20 protein-coding genes are annotated in these 20,488 nt (G+C 72.8%); 7 read left to right on the forward strand and 13 right to left on the reverse strand.

The features are described 5' to 3' along the window. Window positions 1-57: 57 nt before the first annotated feature. Complete coding sequence (locus FHX74_RS05080; protein ID WP_182559050.1) at window positions 58-1,029, reverse strand: siderophore-interacting protein; 972 nt, start codon at window positions 1,027-1,029, stop codon at window positions 58-60. Window positions 1,030-1,091: 62 nt separating this feature from the next. Here FHX74_RS05080 and FHX74_RS21005 point away from each other — a divergent pair, with 62 nt between their 5' ends. Continuing rightward, window positions 1,092-2,228: a class I SAM-dependent methyltransferase gene (locus FHX74_RS21005; protein ID WP_182559051.1), complete on the forward strand. Its 1,137-nt coding sequence runs from the start codon at window positions 1,092-1,094 to the stop codon at window positions 2,226-2,228. Window positions 2,229-2,232: 4 nt separating this feature from the next. Here the strand turns inward: FHX74_RS21005 and FHX74_RS05090 are convergent, their stop codons facing one another. Together FHX74_RS05090 and FHX74_RS19810 are read right to left on the reverse strand one after the other, a co-directional pair. Beyond that, window positions 2,233-2,373, reverse strand: a complete 141-nt coding sequence (locus FHX74_RS05090; RefSeq protein WP_182559052.1) for a hypothetical protein — start codon at window positions 2,371-2,373, stop codon at window positions 2,233-2,235. Window positions 2,374-2,524: 151 nt separating this feature from the next. Then, window positions 2,525-2,854 carry an SHOCT domain-containing protein gene (locus FHX74_RS19810; protein WP_220483557.1) on the reverse strand — a complete coding sequence of 110 codons (330 nt, stop codon included), beginning with the start codon at window positions 2,852-2,854 and terminating at the stop codon, window positions 2,525-2,527. A gap of 167 nt (window positions 2,855-3,021) precedes the next feature. Between FHX74_RS19810 and FHX74_RS05100 the strand changes: the two genes are divergently transcribed. Both FHX74_RS05100 and FHX74_RS05105 read left to right on the forward strand, forming a co-directional pair. Continuing rightward, window positions 3,022-4,395, forward strand: coding sequence for a sensor histidine kinase (locus tag FHX74_RS05100; RefSeq protein ID WP_220483558.1), 1,374 nt, complete (start codon window positions 3,022-3,024; stop codon window positions 4,393-4,395). A 47-nt stretch (window positions 4,396-4,442) separates the two neighbouring features. Further along, window positions 4,443-5,051: a response regulator gene (locus FHX74_RS05105; RefSeq protein ID WP_220483631.1), complete on the forward strand. Its 609-nt coding sequence runs from the start codon at window positions 4,443-4,445 to the stop codon at window positions 5,049-5,051. Window positions 5,052-5,073: 22 nt separating this feature from the next. Here FHX74_RS05105 and FHX74_RS05110 read toward each other — a convergent pair whose 3' ends face one another. From FHX74_RS05110 to FHX74_RS05130, 5 genes are all read right to left on the reverse strand, one after another. Then, complete coding sequence (locus FHX74_RS05110; protein WP_182559053.1) at window positions 5,074-5,406, reverse strand: Hpt domain-containing protein; 333 nt, start codon at window positions 5,404-5,406, stop codon at window positions 5,074-5,076. Continuing rightward, window positions 5,403-5,777 carry a response regulator gene (locus tag FHX74_RS21010; RefSeq protein ID WP_182559054.1) on the reverse strand — a complete coding sequence of 125 codons (375 nt, stop codon included), beginning with the start codon at window positions 5,775-5,777 and terminating at the stop codon, window positions 5,403-5,405. Before FHX74_RS21010 ends, FHX74_RS05110 begins: the two co-directional genes overlap by 4 nt. Window positions 5,778-6,071: 294 nt before the next feature. Beyond that, complete coding sequence (locus FHX74_RS20675) at window positions 6,072-6,263, reverse strand: ferredoxin (protein ID WP_182559055.1); 192 nt, start codon at window positions 6,261-6,263, stop codon at window positions 6,072-6,074. Next, window positions 6,260-7,552, reverse strand: a complete 1,293-nt coding sequence (locus FHX74_RS05125; RefSeq protein WP_182559056.1) for a cytochrome P450 — start codon at window positions 7,550-7,552, stop codon at window positions 6,260-6,262. Before FHX74_RS05125 ends, FHX74_RS20675 begins: the two co-directional genes overlap by 4 nt. A gap of 191 nt (window positions 7,553-7,743) precedes the next feature. Further along, window positions 7,744-8,733, reverse strand: a complete 990-nt coding sequence (locus tag FHX74_RS05130) for a peptidoglycan-binding domain-containing protein (RefSeq protein ID WP_182559057.1) — start codon at window positions 8,731-8,733, stop codon at window positions 7,744-7,746. A 318-nt stretch (window positions 8,734-9,051) separates the two neighbouring features. Here FHX74_RS05130 and FHX74_RS05135 point away from each other — a divergent pair, with 318 nt between their 5' ends. Both FHX74_RS05135 and FHX74_RS21015 read left to right on the forward strand, forming a co-directional pair. Beyond that, window positions 9,052-9,726, forward strand: a complete 675-nt coding sequence (locus tag FHX74_RS05135) for a DedA family protein (RefSeq protein WP_220483559.1) — start codon at window positions 9,052-9,054, stop codon at window positions 9,724-9,726. A 142-nt stretch (window positions 9,727-9,868) separates the two neighbouring features. After that, window positions 9,869-11,974, forward strand: coding sequence for an ATP-binding protein (locus FHX74_RS21015; protein ID WP_182559058.1), 2,106 nt, complete (start codon window positions 9,869-9,871; stop codon window positions 11,972-11,974). 145 nt (window positions 11,975-12,119) lie between these two features. Here the strand turns inward: FHX74_RS21015 and FHX74_RS05145 are convergent, their stop codons facing one another. The 5 genes from FHX74_RS05145 to FHX74_RS05165 all read right to left on the reverse strand — a co-directional run bounded on the left by FHX74_RS05145 (window position 12,120) and on the right by FHX74_RS05165 (window position 18,132). Next, entirely contained in the window at window positions 12,120-13,373 is a 1,254-nt protein-coding gene (locus tag FHX74_RS05145; protein ID WP_182559059.1) for a choice-of-anchor P family protein, read from the reverse strand. A 170-nt stretch (window positions 13,374-13,543) separates the two neighbouring features. Further along, window positions 13,544-15,136, reverse strand: coding sequence for a molybdopterin-dependent oxidoreductase (locus FHX74_RS05150; RefSeq protein WP_182559060.1), 1,593 nt, complete (start codon window positions 15,134-15,136; stop codon window positions 13,544-13,546). A gap of 94 nt (window positions 15,137-15,230) precedes the next feature. Continuing rightward, window positions 15,231-15,941 carry a fasciclin domain-containing protein gene (locus tag FHX74_RS05155; protein WP_182559061.1) on the reverse strand — a complete coding sequence of 237 codons (711 nt, stop codon included), beginning with the start codon at window positions 15,939-15,941 and terminating at the stop codon, window positions 15,231-15,233. Between the two features lie 107 nt (window positions 15,942-16,048). Continuing rightward, window positions 16,049-16,912 carry a phosphotransferase family protein gene (locus FHX74_RS05160; protein ID WP_182559062.1) on the reverse strand — a complete coding sequence of 288 codons (864 nt, stop codon included), beginning with the start codon at window positions 16,910-16,912 and terminating at the stop codon, window positions 16,049-16,051. Window positions 16,913-16,938: 26 nt separating this feature from the next. After that, the gene (locus tag FHX74_RS05165; protein ID WP_182559063.1) at window positions 16,939-18,132 is read right to left on the reverse strand and encodes an FAD-dependent monooxygenase; all 1,194 of its coding nucleotides are present in this window, start codon (window positions 18,130-18,132) and stop codon (window positions 16,939-16,941) included. A gap of 138 nt (window positions 18,133-18,270) precedes the next feature. On the opposite strand from FHX74_RS05165, the gene FHX74_RS05170 reads away from it, so the two are divergent. Both FHX74_RS05170 and FHX74_RS05175 read left to right on the forward strand, forming a co-directional pair. After that, window positions 18,271-19,926 carry a DUF4091 domain-containing protein gene (locus FHX74_RS05170; RefSeq protein ID WP_182559064.1) on the forward strand — a complete coding sequence of 552 codons (1,656 nt, stop codon included), beginning with the start codon at window positions 18,271-18,273 and terminating at the stop codon, window positions 19,924-19,926. A gap of 60 nt (window positions 19,927-19,986) precedes the next feature. Continuing rightward, complete coding sequence (locus FHX74_RS05175) at window positions 19,987-20,481, forward strand: nuclear transport factor 2 family protein (RefSeq protein ID WP_182559065.1); 495 nt, start codon at window positions 19,987-19,989, stop codon at window positions 20,479-20,481. Window positions 20,482-20,488 lie beyond the last annotated feature (7 nt).

Raw genomic sequence — 20,488 nt, forward strand, 5'->3', positions numbered from 1 at the left:
TCTGGGCGCCCGCGTGGGGCGGAACGGGAGACCGTTCCGACTGCCCGCAGCGGTGGCTCAGGCCGCGCCGGGTGCCTCGGTCGCCGTGATCACGTCGGCCTCCATCGCCGCGTTGAAATCGCGCTTGGTGGCCTGCCAACGGTCCTCGGTGTGACCCGGCCGCCAGTAGCCGGAGACCGACGCCCGCCCGCGAGGCAGACCGAGGGTGCCGAAGAGGTGACGGCGGAGCACCCTGATCATCTCGGCGTTCCCGTGCACGAAGGCCTGCGGCTGCGCACCGAGTCGCGCCACCCGCTCCGGGCTCGCCAGGGCGTCGACCACCGCGAGCAGCCGCTCGCCGTAGGCCGCGCCGTCCCGGTGGATCCAGTGCACCTCGACCTCGGGGCCGGTACGGGGCAGCGCGATCCGCTCCCCCTCGCCGCCGACCTCGGCGAGGACCAGCACCGGAGTGGTGGCCGGCAACCGGTCGAGAGTCGCGGCGATGGCGGGCAGGGCGGCCTCGTCGCCGATCAGCAGCTGCCCGGACGCGGGCTCGGGGACGAAGGCACCGCCCGGGCCCCGGAAGCCGATCCGGTCCCCCGGCTCGGCCGCCGCCGCCCACGGCCCGGCCAGACCGGCACTGCCGTGCACCACGAAGTCCAGGGCGAGCTCGTTGCGGGTCCGGTCGAACCACCGCACGGTGTACGTGCGGGTCACCGGCCACTCCTCCGACGGCCGCGTCGCCCGCACCTCGTCCGGGTCGAAGGGCCACACCAGCCCGCTGCCGGGAGCCGGGAAGATCAGCTTGACGTAGTGATCGGTGCACGGGAGCTCGGGGAAGTCGGCGAACTGCGGCGAGGTCAGCACCACCCGGACCATCGTGTCGCTCAGCGTCTCCCGCCGGACCACCGTGGCCGACCAGACCGGACGGACCGGTTTCGCCCTGCCCCCGGGCGCGGGGGCGCCGGTCAGCGCGGCGGCCGCGGGAGAGGCGGCGCCGGCCTGAGAGCCGGTGGTGCGGGTCGGGTCGACAGCGGGAGAGGTCGTCATGGTTAGGTCACCCTAACTTGCTTGCCGGACCGTGCGGAAGCGCCAGCCGCGAGAATGGTCCGGTGGACGCCACGCTCCCGCCCGACGGCAGAGACCCCGGCACCGGCACTGTCGACGACGGACCCGACGCGCTCCCGGCCGCCGAACGGCTCCTGCTCGACGTGGCCGCCGAGACCAGCGGTCGGACGGGCGGATGGCTCGCCTGCCTGGACCTCGACCCCGGTGCGCCCGGAGCGGCCGTCGAGCGGCTCTCGCCCGAGGCGGTCGTCGTCCACCACGACCGACTCAGCGACGAACGGCGGCAACACGAGCGGCTGGTCCGGCAGCCGGGCGGGACGGACCCGAGGATCAGGGCGGTCGACGACCCGCGGTCCGCGGTCAACGGTGCCCGGGTCGTCCTGCACCGGATCCCGCCGTCGCTCGACGCACTCGACGAACTCGCGACGATGACCGCCGCCCACGGGGAGCAGGACGTCGTGCTGCTCGGCGTCGGCAACAACCGCCACCTGTCCCGGTCGATGAACGACGTCCTCGGCCGGTCGTTCGGCTCCGTGCGGGCCAGCCGCGGCCGCGGGAAGTTCCGGGTCCTCGTGGCCAGCGAGCCCCGCGACGACGTCGACCCGGACCGGTTCCCGGCTCGCCGGGCGGTCGAGGAGCTCGATCTCACGGTGGTGGCCCACGGCGGGGTGTTCGCCGGCGCCCGGCTCGACGCCGGCACCCGGCTGCTGCTCGGAACCCGCGACCGGTGGCCCACGGCGGGTGCCGCCGTCGACTTGGGCTGCGGGACCGGGGTCCTCGCCGCGACAGTGGCCCGGCTCGGGCACCGCCCGGTGCTGGCGATCGACGAGTCCGCCGCGGCCTGCCGGTCGGCCGAGGCCACGATGGCCGCCAACGGATTGTCCGGTGCCGTGACCGTGGTCCGCCAGGACGGACTCGGCGAGCAGGACGCCCGATCGGCCGATCTCGTGGTCAGCAACCCCCCGTTCCACCGCGGCACCGCCAAGGACTCGGCGCCGGCGCTGACCATGATCAGCGAGGCCGGGCGCGTCCTGCGGCCCGGCGGCGAGCTGTGGCTGGTCTACAACAGCCACCTGCCGTATCTCCCCGCGCTCCGGCGGGTCGGGCGGACCGAGCTGGTCGCCCGCGACCGGTCCTATCTGGTGACCCGGACGGTGGCCGCGGGGCCCCGCACCGGCTGACGGCTCAGCGCTTCCTGATCTTGTCCAGCGTCCGTCTGATCTTGACCTGGTTCTCCGGCTTGGACAGCTCGGCCTGGCCGCGCTCGACCAGACGCCGGCCGCGCGGGCTGTCGAGGAACGCCTTGATCCGCTGACTGATCGACATGATCACTCCTGTTCCGGGTGCTGCGACGCGGTCGTCGGGATGTGCTTCCAGGGTACGGATCGGACCAACTGCGCATATCCCGTCGATGCGGTTGGCCGCGGTGCCGGCCGACCCGACGACGCGCGCCGCCGCACGATGATCGACGACGCCCTCAGCGGCGTCGGCCGCGGCGGGTCACCGGCTCGACGCCCGGCGTCCAGTTGAGCACGCTGGCCCGCTCGAGGAACTCGTCGCTGCCGATCTCACCGGTCGCGAACCGTTCGGCCAGCACCCGGCGGGCCTCGAGCTCGGGCGACGGGCGACGCTCCCCGATCCAGGACGGGGTCGGCAGCACGCCGCGCCGCATCAGGACGAACGCGGTGATCAGCGCGAGGGCGAACAGGATGAACATCAGACCTCCGAAGGCGGGTAGGAAGAAGTGCGGTCCGTCCGGACCGAAGGGACCTGGTGGGGTGTTGCCCCACGGATGTGCGTGTTCCATGCCGACCACTCTGCGGCGGCGGGCCCCTCGCGGACATCGGCCGTCGGGCGACACCTCTGCTACGTCACCCGACGTAGACCGGCTACGCGTCGACGCCGATGTCCCGAGGCGTCCGCACGGTTACGCTCCCCGAGGGGCGAGGCGAGCACCGGCACGGAGGAGGACCGATGACCAGCACCGGCCGGCCGCGGCGGCTGCTGCTCGACGTCCCGCTCGGGGTCCTGGTCGGGCTCCTCACCCTCGTCTCCGCGGCGATGGCCACGGCCGGAGGGCCGACGCCCGACGACCGGCTGCGGCCGTTCCCCACGACCCACCGCGGCGGTGGGCCACCCTGGTTCGGCGGCCGGGGCCCGGACGCGTTCTGGACGACGCCGTCGTGGCCGCTGCTCGGCTGCGTGATCGTGCTGGCGGCTGCGGTGGCGGTGCGTCGGGTGCGCCCGCGGGCCGGCTACCTGATCGCCGTCGCCGCCGGAGCCGGGACGTTGCTGCTCGGTGCCCCGCTCGGCCCGGTGATGCTCGGACCGGCCCTCACCCTGCTCGCGCTGGCGCGCGCGGTCCCGCCGCGGCGTTGGGTGGGCTGGGTCGGCCTGCTGGTGCCGTTCGTCTGGTGCGGTTTCGTCGCCGAGCCACGACTCGGCCTGACCGACCCCGCCTTCTGGTCCGCTCTGCTGTTCGGCATCGCGCTGATGGTGCTGCCGGCGCTGATCGGGCTGGTGCTGCGCAACCGGCGCGAGGCACGGGAGCGGACCCGTGAGCTCGAGCTGCGGCGTTCGGTGTCCGAGGAGCGCCTGCGGATGGCCCGCGAGGTGCACGACGTCGTCGGGCACAGCCTGTCGGTGATCACCATGCAGGCGGGGGTGGCCCTGCACCTGCTGGACCGACGTCCCGAGCAGGTCGAGACCTCGCTGCAGGCCATCCGCACCACCAGCCGCAACGCCCTCGACGAGCTCCGGGCCACGCTGGCCGTCTTCCGCGGTCAGCCGGACGGCCCCGGGCTCACGACCGACGCCGGGTTCGCCACCGGGGCCGGGCTCGGGCCCGCGCTGCGCCCGACCGCCGGGCTGGCCCGGCTGGACGACCTGGTCACCGGCTACCGCGCCGCCGGCCGTCGGGTCGAGCTCGACGGCGTCGACCAGGTCCGCGACCCGGACGCCGGGCTGCCCGCCGCGGTCGACCTCGCGGCCTACCGGATCGTCCAGGAGTCGCTGACCAACGTCGCGCGGCACACCACCTCGGCCACCGCCCGTGTCGGGTTCAGCCGGCTGAGCACGCCGACGGGGGACGCGCTGGTGGTCGAGATCGCGGACGACGGTCCGCCGGTCCGCCCGACGGCCGGTTCGGACGGCACCGGTCTGGCCGGCATGGCCGAGCGCGCGCGGGCTCTCGGCGGGCGTCTCGAGGCCGGTCCGCAGCCCGGCGGCGGGTTCCGGGTCCGCGCCGAGCTGCCGGTGCCGAGCACGACCGGACCGTCGACCGGCCCCGCCGGGGACCGGTCGCCGGGCACCGTCGGCTCCGACGCCGGACTGCGGGCCCCTCGGTGACCGCGCCGATCCGGGTGGCGATCGCCGACGACCAGCCGTTGGTCAGGATGGGCTTGCGGGCGCTGATCGACGCCGAGGACGACCTGCTGCTGGTCGGCGAGGCCGAGGACGGTGCGGAGATCGTCGCGCTGGCCCGGCGCGACCAGCCCGACGTGGTGCTGATGGACATCCGGATGCCCGGCACCGACGGGCTGACCGCACTGCGGACGATCACCGCCGACCCGGACTGCGCCGACACCCGCGTGGTGGTACTGACCACCTTCGAGCTCGACGAGTACGTGTTCGAGGCACTCTCGGCCGGCGCGGCCGGTTTCCTGATCAAGGACAGCGAACCGGCGGAGTTCCTCCGCGCGATCCGGCTGGCCGCGGCCGGGGACGCGCTGCTGTCGCCCTCGGTGACCACCCGGGTGATCGGCTCGTTCGCCGGTGGCCCGCGGCGTCGGGCTCCGCACCCCCGGCTGGGTGAGCTGACCGAGCGCGAGCGCGAGGTGCTGGGGCTGGTCGGCGAGGGCCTTAACAACGACGAGATCGCCGAACGGCTCGTGGTCAGCCCCGCCACCGCGCGCACCCACGTCAGCCGGGCCATGATCAAACTCGGCGCGCGCGACCGGGCGCAGCTGGTGGTGATCGCCTACCAGGCGGGTCTGGCCGGCTGACCCGTCGACCGCGACCGAGCGTTCAGTCGATCGGTTCGTCCGCCGGCGCGGCGAGGGCGGCCACCAGCTCGGCGTGGGTGCGGGTCAGCGGCTCGACCTCGGAGGTGCCGCGCTGGAGCGCGTGCTCGATGCTCCGGGCCAGGTCGCTGGCCCGGCGGTAGCCGAAGGTCCCGGCCGACCCGGCCAGCTTGTGGGCGACCTGCCAGGCTTCCGCCCGGCCCTCCTCGTCGAGCCGTCCGGCGGCCAGCGCCCGCAGGTGGGCGCCGAGCTGCTCGGCCCGCTCGAGGTTGCTGCGGTGCGCCTGCTCGGCGATCATCCGCAGCCGGTCGCGGAGCTGGTCGCCCGGGTCGCTCACGCCGACCAGCCCAGGATCTCCGAGACCTGGTCGGAGAGGGTCAAGGGGTCGAAGGGCTTGGCGATCAGCCCGGCCAGCCCCAGCTCGCGCCGCTGCTCCATCGGGACGTCCTTGGCGGTCATCATGATCACCGGGACGTCCGGGGTGTCGGGGTCCTCGCGCATCCGCTGCAGCGTGGTCGGTCCGTCCATGCCCGGCATCATCACGTCCAGCAGCATCGCATCGGGTCGCAGCTCGCGGACCTTCTGCCACGCCTCGGCTCCCGAGCTGGCCACGCTGACCTGCCAGCCGCCGACCAGCTCGAGGGTCATCCGGGCCACCTCGCGGATCGAGTCGTCGTCGTCCACCACGAGGACGTGCCGCGGGCTCACCGCACCGCCGGCCGGGGTCGCCGCACCGCGGAGCGGCCTGTCTGCACCACTACACACTCTCCTGAGCTGTAGTCCGCGCCACGGAAGGGGACATGGCCTGAGGTCGGGTCGTCGCACGGACGGTGTCCGGCGTCGCGACCGGGCCTCCGTCCTGGCGTCATCGTAGGGCCACCGAGGGGTCCGAGTCGCCTCTCGACCGCGGTTGCGCACGAAACGCCTGGTCAAGATCGTTTCCGGGACGACCCCGGGCGCACCTCCCGGACGATCGCGGTCGCCCGCGGGCCGGCGGCTGCCTCAGTCCTCCAGGGTGAGCGCCCCGGACGGGCAGCGTCGGACCGCGACCTCGGCGGCCTCCCGCTCGTCGTCCGGCACCTCGTCGACGAGCAGCTCGACGAGGCCGTCGTCGTCCTGGTCGAACACCGCGGGCGCGCTCAGCACGCAGTTGCCGGCGCCGATGCAGACGTCGTGGTCGGCACGGATCCTCACCGAGCCACCTCCGCCGTCGTGTCCGCCGTCTCGTCCGCTGCATCGATCGGGCCCCAGGCCACCGGCAGCGACCGCACGCCGTAGATGAAGGTCTCCGTCCGGAAGTCCGGGTCGTCGTCGAGCGCGAGCCGCAGGTCCGGGAACCGGGCGAACAGCCTCGGGAAGGCGATCTGCATCTCGGCACGGGCCAGCGGGGCGCCCAGGCAGTGGTGGATGCCGTGACCGAAGGCCATGTGGTTGGTGGGGGCGCGGCCGAGGTCGAGGTCGCGGCCGTGCTCGACCAGCTCGGGGTCGCGGTTGGCCGCCGGCAGCGAGACCACGACCGCGTCACCACGGGGGATGGTCACGTCGCCGATGGTGACGTCGGTGGTCGCCACCCGCGGCAGTGCCATGTGGACGACGCTGAGGTAGCGCAGCAGCTCCTCGACCGCCGCGTCGACGTTCTCCGGGTGCTCGACCAGCAGTCGGCGCTGGTCCGGCTGCCGGAGCAGCACCAGCGTGCCGAGCGCGAGCATGTTGGAGGTGGTCTCGTGACCGGCGATCAGCAGCAGGTTGCCGAGGCCGGCGAGCTCGTCGTCGTCGAGGTCGTCGGGGTCGTCGCCCGACCCGCGCCGGGTGATCAGCCGGCCGAGCAGGTCGTCGCCGGGATCGCGCCGGTGCTGCTGGACGAGCTCGCGCATGTAGGTGCGCATCTCGAGCGAGACCTGGCGGCGGGTCTCCATCGGCAGGGTGAAGTCGATGATGGTCGCGGCCCGGGACTGGAAGTCGTGCCGGTCGGCGTACGGGACGCCGAGCAGCTCGCAGATCACCAGCGACGGGATGGCCGGGGCGAAGGCGTCGGTCAGGTCGACCGGCGAGCCGTGCGCCTCCATCCGGTCGAGATGGTCGTCCACGATCTGTTCGATCCGCGGGCGGAGGTTGCGGATCCGCTTGACGGTGAACTCGGCGGTGACCGCGCGCCGCAGCCGGGTGTGGTCCGGCGGGTCGAGGGTGAGCATGTTCCCGGCGCGGATCCGACGGCGCTCCTCCGGGCTGTCGACCCCCTGCAGATCGAGCTGCTCGCGGCTGAAGCGCTCGGCGTCGCTGAGCACCGCGCGCCCGTCGGCCCAGGTCGTGATCGCCCAGACCGGTTCACCGAACGGGCCCTGGATCCGTTCGACCGCCGCGTCACCGAGCTGCGGGGCGAAGTCCTCGCCCCGGCGGAACAGCGGTGGTGTCGGCCGGCGGCCGGGTGCGGCCCCTCCGGTCTCGCTGCTGCTATCGGTCGTGCTCGCGGTGCTCGTGCTCATGCTGCCCCCATCTCCCGCGGGTTCGGGCGGTGACCCGGTGCCGCGGGGGCTCGGTCGTCCTGTCGCCGCCTGCTGCAGCGGTGCGGGGTCGCTCCGGTGGGAGCGGCCGCGTCGAGGGCGTCGTCACGCCCCGTCGTCAGTCTGCACCGGGGCGGGGAACCGGGAGCACCCGGTGCCCGCCCCGGCCGTGCTCACTTCGGCGCGAACCCGGCGAGCAGCGTCCGCCAGGTGGCCAGGCCGACCGCGCCGGTGCGGTTGAGGCCGTGGCCGGACTGCCAGGTCCTGACCGCGTTCTGGGTGGTGGTGTCGAACCGGCCGGTGGTCGGCACCTTGAGCGCCCGCTGGACCGCGGTCACCGCGCTGCCGGTGCGGCCACCGACCAGGGTCTGGCCCGAGACCGCGAGCAGCGACTTGTAGGTGGCCGAGGCACCCTTGGGAGCCCGCGGGGTCGGGTACTGCGGGCACGGGGTGGTGCGGGCCTTCTTGTACGGCGCGGCCCAGACCATGCCGCTGGCGCGGCAGGGGCCGTAGTCGGTGGCCGCGACCTTGCCGGTCCAGAACGAGGTGCGGCCCATCGCGCCCTCCCAGCTCAGCGAGATGTGCATGTGGTCGCGGTGGCACATCGTGTCGTAGCTCTTGGCGGTCAGCTTGTCGCAGCCCGCGTAGGTCCTCCAGCCGCGGTCGGCCGAGTAGGCGCCCCAGATCTTGCCGTCCCAGATCACGTACATCACGCCGAGCCGGCGGGCGTTGGCGTAGGTGTTGCCGTCGGCGTCCTTGGCGAACAGCCAGCTGATCACCGCCTTGGCCTGAGCGGCCTGGGTCTTGTTGCGGATCGAGTTCATCCAGTCGACCGCGCGGCCGTCGTAGTGCTCGCTGTCCGGGCTGCTGCCGCAGGTGCGGCCGCGGAGGAAGGTGGTGTTCGGGTAGGTGGTGGTGAGCAGCTGCCCGAGCTTGACCGCGCCCGGCTTGCCCTTCGGGTCACAGGAGGTGTCCGGGACGTAGCGAGCCATCGGCTCGATCGCCTCGGGCAGGTTCTGCGGCGCGGAGGGCTTGCGGACGGTGGTGGCCGCGTCGGCGGTGACCCCGCCGCCGGTGCCGAGCACCAGGACGGCGAGACCGACGACGACGGCGGCGACGAGAGCGGTGAGACGGAGCAGCAGTGCGCGCGGAGCGAGGGGCATTGGGGGGTATCCCTACGGTCGATGCCCGGTCCCTGCGCCCCAGCGCCGGCCCGGGAGTTCTTGTCCCCGTGGACAAGAAGAACCTAAGAGTTGGCTGGGGAGCTGTGAAGAACCACGTGTGCACGACCGGTCGGCATTCCGTGCACAGTCCGGGCCGGTCGGCGTGGCGGCTTGCGCGCGGCGAAGGTCCCGGCCGTGTAGGACAGGCTGAGAGCCGCACTGACGCGCGTCGGCGGCCGGGCACGATGGTCCGATGACCGCCACCGGCCCGGGACTCGCCCTCCCGCGTTCCCGCGACCGGAGACCGGGGGCGCCGCGGTGGTGAACCGCCTGATGGACGTGTTGCTCACCGTCCCGCCGTGGCTGGCCCTGGTCGCGGTGTTCCTGTTCCCGGCGCTCGAGGCGTCGGTGTTCGTCGGGGTGGTCGTCCCGGGCGAGATCGCCATCGTGCTCGGCGGGGTGCTGGCCCACGAACAGCGCCTGCCGCTCGCGGCGGTGCTCGGGGCCGCCGCGGCCGGTGCGGTCCTCGGCGACACCGTCGGGTACGCGGTCGGCGCGCGGCACGGCTCGGCGCTTCTGGCCCGGATCCCGGACCGGTTGCTCCCGCCGCGGCACGTCGACCGCGGCACCGGCCTGATCCGCCGTCTGGGCGGCCGGGCGGTCTTTGCCGGCCGGTGGACGGCCAGCCTCCGGGCGCTCATCCCGGGCCTGAGCGGGCTGTCGTCGGTCCCCTACCGGACCTTCGCGGTCTGGAACCTGGTCGGCGGGACCACCTGGGCGGTCGCCTTCGTCCTGCTCGGCTATCTCGCCGGCGCGCAGTACCGCCGGTTCGAGGGGTACGCCAACACGATCGGCCTGGCGGCCCTGGGGCTGGTGGTGGCGCTCGCGGTCGGACGCTGGCTGGTCGGCCGGCGCCGACGCGCCGCCCGGGCGACGGGCGAGCGCGGGGCGACGGAGGACGGCGGGGTGACGGAAGCCGTCGAGCGGTCCTGACCGCCCCCGCCGACGAGGTCGATCGGTCATAATGGGCGAGCCGGCCGGAACGCTCTTCATGCGGGATGCGAACGAACGCGTCCGACGCGTCCCCCGGACGGTGCTCTGATCCACGTCCGTCGGGGGGAACGCAAGTTGACTGGTGGCTAGGCCGCGGCGCGACCGTCGGCAGGACGGTACGGCCGGGCACAAGATCAGCCGGCTGCTGATCACCGCGGTGTCGGTGACCATGCTGCTGATGGCGGCGTCGGTGTCCGCGCTGCTCATCCAGCACGCCCGGATCCACGTCCTGACCGCGCAGATCCAGCCGGCCCTGCAGGCCAACCGCGCCCTGCTCCAGGTGATCACCGACGCCCAGACCGACGTCCGCAGCTACGCGGCCCGGGCGGACCCGGTCTACCGGAGCGGCTACGACCGGCAGCTCGCACGGATCGACGGACTGGTCGCCGAGCTCCAGACCTACGCCACCGGGACCGAGCTCCCGCCCCTCCTCGACCACCAGCGCGACCAGATCGTGGTGTGGCGGGCCTCGAGCACCGCGGTGGTCGACGGGAGCGGCTCGCTCCGCCGGGCCGAGGGCGACTACGCCGCCCTCATCGACCTCAACGACGCCATCACCGATCAGCTGACCAGCCGCTCGACCGGGTTGTCGGACAGCTCGGACCTGATCACCCTGTTCGTGGTGATCGGCATCATCGCGCTGTCGCTGGTCGAGGTGATCGTGCTGCTGCTGCGCGGGCTCCGCGCCCGTCAGGCGATCGGCCCGCCGCTCGAGGGTCTCCAGGCCGTCGTCGCGGCCCGGCGTCGCGGCGACCTCTCGGTCCGCGCCGACCCCCGACGCGGGGTGGTCGAGATCCGCGCGGTGGCCGCCGAGGTGAACGACCTGATCGAGTCCGAGGAGCGCCGCCGCGAGACCCTGCTCCAGGACCTCCGGCTCTCCAACGCCGTCCGCGAGATCGGCCTCAAGATCGGCGGCAGCCTGAGCCTGGAGACGGTGCTCGGCGGCAGCGCCGAGGCCATCACCCGGCACTTCCGCGCCGACACCGCCTGGATCCGCACCTTCGACCCCGGCGACCGCCTGCTCGGGACCGGGATGCGCGCCGCCTACCCGCCCGAGGCCTACGCGAAGATCGCGGTCAGCGACCGGCTGGCCGAGTACTCGACGCTGGCCGCCCGGGCCGCCTGGTCGCAGCAGACGGCGATCGTGGTCACCCGCGACGACCTCGACGGGCCGCACGTGCTGTCCGAGGACTACCGCAGCGAGATGCTGCGCACCCTCCACCCGCTGGGCACCGAGTCGATGCTGATCGGGGCGATCGGCTCGGGCCAGGAGTGCCTCGGGGTGCTCGCGCTCGGCCGCGAGGGGGACCGGCCGGCGTGGACACCCTCGGAGGTCTCGGCGCTGGTCCGGGCCGGGCAGGAGATCGGCCAGGCGGTGCTGCACGCCCGGCTGTTCAAGCGCGAGGAGAACCTGCTCAACCAGGCCAAGGCGCTCGACGAGCTCAAGGGCGACTTCGTGGCCACCGTGTCGCACGAGCTGCGCACCCCGCTGACCTCGATCGTCGGCAACGTCGAGCTGATCCGCAGCGGCGACGTCGGCCCGGTCAACGCGATGATGAGCAAGTGCGTCTCGTCGATCGAGCGCAACAGCCAGCGGCTCACCCTGCTGGTCGAGGACCTGCTGCTGCTGTCCCAGGTCGAGCAGCGTCCGGTCGCCTTCGCGCCGCTGGCGATCGGCGAGGTGGTCCGCGACGCGGTGGCCGCGCAGCGCGAGGTCGCCGGCAAGCGCGGGATCGAGCTCGGCGTCGACGTGGGCCGGCACGCCGCGGCGGCGCGGGTGGTGGGCAACGAGCTCGAGCTCGAGCGGGTGCTCAACAACCTGATCAGCAATGCGATCAAGTTCAGCCCGACCGGCTCGGCCGTCACGGTCACCGGACGGCTCGGGGACGAGACGGTCGCGGTCGCGGTCACCGACCAGGGCATGGGCATCTCCCCGGAGGACCAGCACAACCTGTTCACCAAGTTCTTCCGGTCGACCAATCCGGCGGCGCACAAGATCAGCGGCACCGGCCTCGGGCTGACCATCTGCAAGCACATCGTCGACCAGCACCAGGGAACGATCACCGTCGAGTCCACCCTCGGCCGCGGGACCACGATCACCGTCCGGCTGCCGCTGCTGGGCACGGCCGGCCAGCCGCAACCGACGATCATGAGCGGCCTCGACGACGAGGTCGGCTCCCCGGCCTGACCGGTCCGGCCGAGCCGGACACGGTGCGCCACGCGTGGGCGTCGACGCCCGGACACAAGGAACGCGGCGCGGTGGCCGGGGGACCACCGCGCCGCGTCTCGGGGGGATGGGGGGATGTGGCTTCGTCAGCCCGTTCCTCCCGGGCTCAGCGTGAGGCGACCCCGGCCTTGGCGGCACCGACGCTGATGGTGCTGCCGGCCTTGCCGCCCGCGGAGTCGGTGAGCAGCTGGACCTGCAGTCCGTAGACCTGGACCTGCGAGCCGCTCTTGACCACCCGGTGCAGCCACACGGTGGCCAGGCCCGGGACGGTGATCTTCTGGTTCTCCTTGCCGCTCACGGTGACCGGACGACCGTTGATCGTCAGCCCGACCAGCTTGGTGCCGCTGGAGGTCCGGGTCAGCTTCGACCCGCTGCGGCTGGCGTTGGCCTGGGTGGTCACCGCGTCGAGCTTGATCGCACCGTTGAGCAGCTGGACGTCGGCGATCTTCGACCAGGTGGTCGCCGTGGTGGCCCGGGCCGAGTCGGTGCTCTTGGCGTAGCTGGCCACCGCACCGACCCGCACCAGCTGGCCGACGTTGACGGCGGCCGTGCTGTTGCTGCGGACCTTGCCGCCGGTCGAGCCGGCGCAGGTCAGGTTGACCAGCGCGGTCTGGCCGGAGGTGACCAGGCCGCTGGCGAGGTTGACCTGACTGCCGTAGGCGTTGCCGTACGGGCGGGCGTGCACCGGGGCGTGCAGCTCGGCGCGCGAGCTGCCCACGACGACCTGGCCGCGACCGAGGCCGAGCAGCTCGCTGGCGTTGAGGTAGACGTTGATCGCCTGCGTGAAGCTCTGGTAGGTGCCGTACTTGGCCGAGCTGCTCTGCGCGTTGAGGATGACCTTGCCCAGGTTGGCCGGCAGCTGGACGGTGGTGTTCTTCGGCACGGAGGCGTCGATCGGCACGCCGGCGATGGTGAGGCCGACCAGCTTCGAGGAGCCGGTGCGGTGGTAGCCGGACTTGTCGTGGCTCACCGTCGCGGTCGAGACCACCGCATCCGCCTTGATCAGGCCGTTGAGCAGGTTCAGGCCGTTGGTGGTCGAGGTGCTGGTCGAGCTGGTGGTGCTGCCGGTCCTGGTCTGCAGCCGTGTGGTCACGGCGCCGACCTTGCCGACCTTGCCGAGATCGACGGCGGCCACGTGGTTGGTGGTGGTGCCGGGCTTGGTGCTGCAGCGGCTGGCCCAGGCCGTGGCGCCCGAGTTCACCGTGGTGCCGATCCGGGCCGTGGTGCCGTACCCGGACCCGCCCATGCCGTAGTAGGTCGGTGAGGGCTTGGCCGCGGCGCCGCTGGTGGCGGTGACGGTGGCGACGAGGGCCACCACCGGCATCGCGAAGGCGACCCGGCGGAGGGGGGATGGGGTCATGGGGTTCTCCTGGAAAGGAAAGGAACAGGGGGATCGGCACCACCCCAGTCGCGGTACCGATGCGCCGGACGCTAACCCCGACCCGGATCACCCCGGGGTCGGGTGACCCCGATCACATCTCGTTCTCAGGAGATTCTTCCGGTTGGGAACTAACCGCGCGGGGGCCGTCGTCACTCGACGGTGAACTGGATCTGGTGCCAGCCGGTAGCGCCCCGCGGGAACACCTTGGTGCGCGTCTGCGGCTGACGCTCCCCCGTCTTCGAGATGGCGCGGACCTGGGCGGTGTGCCGACCGGCGGGCCCGTCGAACCGCAGGTACCACTGCCGCCACAGGTCGATCCCGCCGTCGTCGGCCAGGGTGGCCTGCTGCCACGGGCCGTCGTCGATCTGCACCTCGACCGCGGCGATCCCCCGGTGCTGAGCCCAGGCGACGCCGGCGAGCACCGGCTTGTCCCGGGTGATGGTGCCGAGCGAGGCGGGGACGTCGATCCGGCTCTGCAGGAGGATCGGCGCGTCGGTCGCCCACCCGCGCTCGGTCCAGTAGGCGGTGCGGCTGGCGTAGGTGGTGAACTCGAGCCGCTCGAGCCACTTGGTCGCCGAGACGAAGCCGAACAGCCCCGGCACCAGCATCCGGGCCGGGAAGCCGTTCTTGGCGGGCAGCACCTGACCGTTCATGCCGACGACGATCATCGCGTCGCGACCGTCGCTGACCGCGCGGTAGGGCGTCGAGCAGGTGTACCCGCTGTCGGAGGAGTAGGAGTAGACCTGGTCGACGCCGGCCTGGACACCGACCCGTCGGATGATCTCGCCGAACGGCACCCCGAGCCAGCGGGCCGTTCCGACGTAGGGGCCGCCCACCTCGTTGGAGACGCAGGTCAGGGTGATGTCACGTTCGATCATCGGCAGCGCGAGCAGCTCGTCGTAGCTGAGCTCGAGCGGGCGGTCGACCATGCCGTCGATCCGGAGCTTCCAGCCCTCGACCGGCACCTGCGGTGTGGTCAGCGCGATGTCCACCCGGTAGAAGTCCGCGATGCTGGTGGTGAACGGCGTGTCCCCGGGCACCTGGACGCCGGCCGGCAGCGGCGGCGCCGGCGAGCTGGGACGCGGCAGCCCGAGCCGGTCGCGCGCCGCGGCGACCGCGGCGCGGCTGCGGGTCACCAGGACGGTGGTGGCGCCGCCGGCGGCGGCCAGCACCGCCGCAGCCGAGAGCCCGACCAACAGCGAGCGCCGACCGGTCCGCAGCGTGGCCGACGGTTCACCGTCCGCACCGTCGTCGGCGGCGGGAGAGGTGACGGTGGCCGCTGTGTCGCGCGCGACGGGGCGGGTGATCAGGGACAGCAGCGCGACGCCGGCGACCAGCGAGATCAACGACGGCACGGCAGCGAGCGCTCCACCCTGCAGGGCCGCGATCACGGCGCCCACCAGGCCGATCAGCCCGATCCCGACGAGCGCCAGCCGCCGGTGGCGCCAGCCGACCGCTCCGATCACCAGGGCGAGCAGAGCGACGACCAGCGCGATCGAGCCGACCAGCACGGGCTTGTCGTCGGTCCCGAGGGCGCGGACGGCGGCGGTCTTGACCGGCGTGGGGGCGAGATCGATCAGGGCCGATCCGACGGCCAGCAGGGGCGAGGCGGCCGGGGCGACCACCGCCGCCACCGCCGACCCGACGCCGATCGCCGCCGCGGCGGCCAGCAGGCCCGCGAGCGCGCGGACGGGAAGGGGCGGCTGCCGCAGGTCGGGGGTCTCGCCGGTCTGGCTGATCATGGTGTCTTCCTCGGTCGTCTCGTGCTCGCGATGTGCGGTCGCGTCCGGAAACGCGTCGGCCGGGCGTCCCGTGGGACGCCCGGCCGACCGGTGATCACGACTTGGGCAGCAGCACGTGGTCGATGATGTAGACGGTCGCGTTGGCGGTCTGCACGTTGCCGCAGACGACCATCGCCTCGCCGTTGACCTTGAAGCTCTCACCGGAGCCGGTGACGGTGATCTTCTGGTTCTTGTTCAGCGTGTCGTGGGTGCCGGCCAGCTGGTCCGGGCTCAGCCGCTCGGGGACGACGTGCGCGGTCAGCACGTCGGTCAGCAGCCCGCTCGGGTCCTTCATGGCGGCGTTCAGGGTCTTCGACGGCACCTTCTTGAAGGCGTCGTTGGTCGGTGCGAAGACGGTGATGTTCTTGGCGTTGTTGAGGGTGTCGCCCAGCTTGGCCGCGGTGACCGCCTTGACGAGCGTGGACAGCACCGGGTTGTTGCTGGCCGCGGTGGCCACCGGGTCCTGGCTCATCCCGTCGAAGGAGCCCTTGCCGGACTTCGGCACGGCGGAGCAGGCGGAGCCGAACGGCTGGCTCGCCATCGACGAGCTCATGCTCGGCGACATGCTCGGCGACTCCGACGGCGACATCGAGGGTGACATGCTCGGGCTCGACATCGGCGCCGAGGTCATCGGGGCGGAGCTGGCCGGGCTGCCGGCGGTGGTGCTGTCGCTGCCGCACGCGGCCAGGCTGAGCGGCACCAGGCCGAGGACCGAGACGGCGGCGATCTTGCCGACCCGCGAGCGGGTGATCGAGAACACGGACATGGAAAGGCCTCCTGAGGCTCGGTGGACTTCCCGTGGTGGGGAAGACGTACAACCTCCATTCGGAGGAAGATCACCAGCAGATTGGATTGGGCCCGACCGGTCCACGATCACCCGGCTGCGAGTTCGCCGATCCGTTGCAGCGCGTCGATCGCCCAGGTCTGGTAGCCCTCGGGCGGCAGCCCCGGCAACACCTCGGTGGCGCACTGCACGGCCCAGTGCAACCGCAGGTAGGCCTCGACCTGAAGACAGTACCGCGGGACGTGATCGGCCGGCTCGATCCCTCCCATGCGCAGCAGCGCGGCTCGGTCGATGCCGCGCGGGCCGCGCACGGGCCGTTGCCAGTCGATGACCCGACAGCCGCCGTCCTCGGTGAGGAACACCTCGTCCGGAGTGAGGTCGCCGTGGACCAGTCCGGTGTCGTCGGTGATCTCCGCCAGCGTGGCGCTGTCGTGCGCCCAGGCCACGAAGGCATCGACCAGGTCCAGGGGCACCCTGCGGAAGCGGCCGCCGGAGATCACCGCGCGAAGACCACGACGCGTCTCGTCCACCGCGAGCGCCCAGGTCTCCGGAGTGGACAGGTCGAGGTGCACCGGCGCCGAGACATCGATCGCGGCGATCGCGTCCTCCACGGCACGGCAGCACTCGGGATAGTCGGGCTCGCCGATCCGGCCTGCCAGGGTCGGTCGGTCCTGCCAGCTGATCGCCAGTCGGTGTCCGGATCCGGCGACGCCGAGATCGATCCGGTCCGGGAGCAGCGCAGAGCGGACCTGGCGGTAGAAGGCCGGCTCGACGCTCGGCGGGAGCTGCGTCTTGACCGCGAACCGTCGTCCGTCGGCCAGGTCGACCCGCTCGGTGACCGCCAGCGGCCACTCCTGGACGGTGCGGCGTGCGCGCACCGCGGCACCCAGGGCCTCACCGAGCTCGTCGTCGTCGGCCAGCAGCAGCGCGGGGAAGAACGGGTGGGGCCGCACGGATCCATCCTGGCGCGAGTCGACCGTCAGGCGGTGCCGGGCACCGAGAAGTCGCCCAAACCGTAGTCGGGGAGCGCCGGGCCGCCGACCGCGCGTTCGATCAGCGCCATGAAGGCGGTCATCTCCTCGGGGCTCGGTTCGGCCGGCGGCTCGGAGCTGGTCAGGCTCAGGACGTGCTGGCGGCCCATCTCCTGGTTGGCCTCGACGTAGTCGCGCATCCGGTCGGTGTACCCGGCGAATCCGGTCTCAGGGTCCCAGCCGGCCGAGGCGAGCTCGCCGGCCAGCAGGTACGCCCCGACCAGGGCCAGTCCGGTGCCGCCGCCGGACATCGGCGAGGCGCTGTACCCGGCATCGCCGAGCAGCCCGACGCGGGCCTCCCACCAACGGTCCATCACCACCTGCGCGACCTGATCGAGGTAGAAGTCGGGGGTGTCGTCGAGGTGGGCCAGGATGCGGTCGGTCTCCCAGCCGAACCCGGCCATCCGCTCCCGGAGCAGCGCCTTCTGTGCGGCCGGCTCGCGGGTGAACACGTCCGAGTCGCCGGCCGGGAACGAGAACATGGCGATGGCGGTGCTGGCGTCGCGGATCGGCCGCAGCCCGGCGGAGCGCCCGCCCTCCTGGTGGTCGATCATCCACCGGTCGAGCCCGAACTCGTTGGGGACGCTGAAGTAGGCCAGCACCAGGCCGAGATGGCGGACGAACCGTTCGCGCGGGCCGAAGACCTGCGCCCGGAGCGCGGAGTGGATGCCGTCGGCGCCGATCACCAGGTCGAACCGCCGCCGCGACCCGCTGGCGAAGGTGACGTCGACCCCCTCCCCGTCCTGCCCGAGCTCGGCGATCGAGTCGCCGAACAGGTACTCGACCCGGTCGCGGGTGTCGTCGTAGAGCACCTGGGCCAGGTCGCCACGGAGGATCTCGATCTCGGCGATGTAGCCGTCGCCGCCGTGGTCGTCGGCGCGGTAGGTCTCGAGGATGTTGCCGTCGGCGTCGACCTGGTGCGCGCCCGCGGTGTCGGTGCAGGCGGCCCGGACCGCCGCGTCGAGCCCCATCCGGCGGATGACCTCCTTGGACACCCCGCGGGCGTCGACCGCCTGCCCACCCGGACGCAACCCCGGCGTCCGTTCGACCACGGTCACCGCCGCGCCGTGCCGCGTCAGCCAGTGGGCCGCGGCCGGACCGGCGATGCTCGCTCCCTGCACCAGGATCTTCACGTCGCTCATCGCACACCCCTCGTCGTCGCCGCTGTCGTGCGGGTCATGCCGGTCAGACCCGCGACCGGTCCCGAACTCATCGCGAGGTCGTCACCCGAGTGGGACCGCGCCGGTCGGACGTCCCGGCCTGGTGAAAGGGTGGCCCCCATGCCGCGCGACACCTGGACCACCGTGCTCTGCGACTCGCTCGAGAAGGTCTTCGCCGACACCGAGCCGCGGAGCTTCGACCACGGCATCCCGCAGCACGTGCTGGCCGGCGAGACGGTGTCGGTCCAGCTGGCGTTCCTGCCGCCGACCACCGCCCAGGGCGCGCTGCCCGAGGTCCGGGTCCGGGTCGAGGCGGACGGGCGGCTGCAGGCACGGCTGTCGACCGTCGAGCTCGTGCCCGCGCAGTTCCTCGCCTACGACGACCACGACGCCGGCTACCTGCGCGACAGCGCGGGGCTCTACCCCGACCTGCTCCGTCCGCTCGGCGAGGAGGCGATCACGCCAGCGATCGGCCAGTGGCGTGCGGTCTGGGTCGACCTGACCGCTGCGATGCCCACGACCCCGGGGCCGACGACGGTCTCGCTGGTGCTGACCGACGACGACGGGGCCGAGCTCGGCCGTCAGCAGGTGGTGATCGAGGTGGTGGACGCCGAGCTCCCCGCCCTCGACCTGGTCAACACCCACTGGTTCCACTGCGACGGACTCGCCACCCACTACGGGCTCGAGGTCTGGTCGGAGGAGCACTGGGCGGTGATCGACCGGTTCATGGCCGCGGCCGCCGATGTCAAGATCAACTCGTTGCTGACGCCGGTCTGGACGCCGCCGCTGGACACCGCGGTCGGTCACTACCGGCGTCCGACCCAGCTGGTCGGGATCGCCGAGGACGACCAGGGCTACTCCTTCGACTTCGACCGGCTGCGTCGGTGGATCCGGCTGGCCCGGAGCCACGGCCTCCGTTCGCTGGAGATCAGCCACCTCTTCTCGCAGTGGGGCGCGCGGACGGCACCGGCGATCTACGTCGAGCGGAACGGCGCCGTCGTCCGGGCCTTCGGTTGGGACGTCGGGGCGACCGACCCGGCCTACCGACGGCTGCTCGAGGCCCTGCTGCCCGCGCTCCGCGCGGTGCTGGACGAGGAGTGGGGACCGGAGGCGGTGATCTGGCACGTCTCGGACGAACCGCACGGCGACCAGGCGGCGACCTACCTGGCCGCTCGGCAGGTGATCGACGACCTGCTGGAGGGCTGCACGATCGTCGACGCGCTGAGCGACTTCGAGCTCTACCGCTCGGGCACGGTGGCGATCCCGGTGGCCGCGACCGACGCCGCCCAGCCGTTCCTCGAGGCCGGCGTCGACCCGCTCTGGCTCTACTACTGCGTGGCGCAGAACCGCGACGTGTCGAACCGGTTCTTCGCGATGCCGTCGAGCCGGAACCGGGTGATCGGCACGCAGCTGTTCCTGGCCGGGGCGCGCGGCTTCCTGCACTGGGGATTCAACTTCTACAACGCCCGCGGCTCGCTGCGTCCGATCGACCCGTTCCTCGAGCCGGACGCCGGCCGCGGCTTTCCCGCCGGCGACGCCTTCCTGGTCTACCCGGGCACCGACGGCGTGCCGTGGCCGTCGATCCGCTCGCGCGTCTTCACCGAGGCGATGAACGACCTCGCGCTGATGCAGCTGGTCCGGGACCGGCAAGGGCTCGACGCCGTCCGCACCGTCGCCGATCCCGACGGTGACCTGAGCCTCACCCACTACCCGCTGGGCCCGGACCACTACCGGCGGGTCCGGGCCGAGCTGATCACCACGCTGGGCACCGCGTGACGACTGCTGCTCGCCTGCGAGGATCATGATCGGATTGCTGCTCTGCGAAAGGACGGCCGGATGGACGACCTCGAGGCCCGGATCCGACGGCTGGAGGACCGGGCGGCGATCAGCGAGACGGTGATCAACTACGGGCTCGCCGTCGACCGCAAGGACTGGGTCGCCTTCGCCCGGTGCTTCACCGACCCGGTGCTCACCGGCTACCAGGACGGCGAGCCGACCGGGTCGACCCGCCGGTCGGCCCTGGTCGCGATGGTCGCCGAGGCCCTCGACGGCTTCGGGCTGACCCAGCACCTGAGCACCAACCACGTGATCACCGTCGATCCGGACGACCCGGACCGGGCGACCTGCACCTCGGCGATGTACGCGCAGCACGAGCTACCGGGCTCGCCGAACGGCGAGTTCTATCTGCTCCGCGCGATCTACACCGACTTCATGCGCCGCACCGACGAGGGCTGGCGGATCGAGGGCATCGACACCGAGAACCGCTGGGAGCAGGGCAACCTGACCGCGGTCGACGAGGCGATCGCCCGGACCCGGGCGGCTCGGGGCTGAGACCCCG

Origin of the sequence: Microlunatus kandeliicorticis (assembly GCF_014137855.1) — a bacterium.
GTDB classification, from domain to species: Bacteria; Actinomycetota; Actinomycetes; order Propionibacteriales; family Propionibacteriaceae; genus Microlunatus; species Microlunatus kandeliicorticis.